The sequence below is a fragment of the Clostridium sp. YIM B02506 genome (assembly GCF_022324845.1).
Lineage (GTDB): Bacteria > Bacillota > Clostridia > Clostridiales > Clostridiaceae > Clostridium_T > Clostridium_T intestinale.
In genome coordinates this window covers 1-1,598 of sequence record NZ_JAKGTG010000065.1, presented here as the reverse complement: position 1 = coordinate 1,598, position 1,598 = coordinate 1, and the positions used below count along the sequence as shown (strand labels likewise).

The following is a 1,598-nucleotide window of genomic DNA, read 5'->3' as shown; positions in this document are numbered from 1 at the left end:
CATTGAACATATTTGATAATTTATGCAGAGGATATCTACCGGAATATAAGATACCCTCTGCACTTCTTTTCTTAAGAATAATTGAATTTTTTTGCATCAAAATAACTCCTTCGTTTGGAGGAGTAAAAAAAGTTTATATTTTTAGAAATTTATGCTAATCTATAATTAAAAGAAACAGCACATGTTCCGGCAGTTACACGCTGTCGTTTTCGGTTTGGTCTTATGGGAAGTACAAACCGTTGAATAGTAGTTTCTATATCATAAGCAGGCTCCTTTCCTCTATATTTGAAAAAGTTTAGACAGATTTTGGTGGCTTGTGTGAAATTGACCTGTAGTTGATACCTGCGGTCTTTTTCTTTTGGGATGATATTCATGGTTATACACATACTAAAATTATACATGAGTAATCTGGCATATATTTCCTGTAGGATTGAGTTTTCTTGTTTTGAATGGAATGATCTTAGACCAAGAATATACTTTATCTCTCTAAATCCAGTTTCAATTCCCCAACGTTGCTTATAAATAGATTTCAAATCTTCTACAGTAAATAGATTTTCTGGAAGACTAGTTGCCAAAGATTCATAGTTGCCATCGGCAAGTTTAAATCTAACAAACCGTATTTCCAATTCGTAATCTGGACTTTTACTGTTTTCAATGTAGTCAAACCTGCTGCGTTTTGAAAAATATTTATATTTTTTGGGATTAATTGCTGCTGGTCCTGTGGAATGTCGCGTAATAACAACTTTTTTAGTAACATCAAACTCATCCAATTCTGGCAGTTCCATTCCTGACAGCATGCCTGTGCTTTTTATGTCTTTAACTCGAATTACATAATCAAAAAGCCTCTCTTCAATATGTGCGAATAAATTATAATTCTCATATCCTCTATCAGCTATAATAATAGCTGGGTACTTTTCTGTGATACGATCAACCAGGTCACATGCAGCACCACATTCATTTTCTTTTAGTCCTTTTTGGACAATTGCATCTATAAATTTTTTACTGCATACATCAAAAAGTGCATTTAGATGTAAAGTTGAAACATGATTATCTCCAATAACATTTTCTTCTTTTGGGTTATAAGGAAGCGTCAAATCACTTCCGTCAATCGCCAAAAGGCGATACCCGTTGAATAAAGATGGTTCTAAATCGGTTTGCTTATTGAATTTATGAAATAGATGTTCCAGAGCCGTATAACTCAGCTTTTTTCGTTGTTGAACAAATGCTGATACAGTAGGAAACCCTTCTTTATATTCAAAGAATTCACCAATTTCATGTCCTAAACTGTTACTTCCAAAAGACAAAATGAACTGCATTAAAGTAGAGAAATCAAATTTTCTATTTCTACAAAAGCAAGTACTATCTGAAACAGTAAATTCTTCTGGAGTATTTGACATCTCTTTAATGATTTCTAATATATAGTTTTTAAATTTATTTGCATTTGTGTTCATTGCGTCACCTCCTGTAATAAGGGGCTTCGCCACATTTTTCAAAACTTTTGTCAATACTTTTTTTGAAAATTTCTTATAAAAAAAAGCAGGGCATGTATTTCTACATACTCTACTCTTTGAGTGTATCATCTTAACTTAATGACATTG

The 1,598-nt window shown here is 32.5% G+C and carries 1 protein-coding gene; it reads right to left on the bottom strand.

The genetic code is table 11. The features are described from left to right. Positions 1-149: 149 nt before the first annotated feature. A complete protein-coding gene (locus L1S49_RS23050) occupies positions 150-1,451 on the bottom strand; it encodes an IS4 family transposase (protein WP_238907695.1) in 1,302 nt (433 codons plus the stop codon). Between the last annotated feature and the right edge of the window lie 147 nt (positions 1,452-1,598).

Bases quoted from the DNA above. Each gene is read 5' to 3' on its own strand.
- L1S49_RS23050 (WP_238907695.1), bottom strand. From the start codon at position 1,451: ATGAACACAAATGCAAATAAATTTAAAAACTATATATTAGAAATCATT.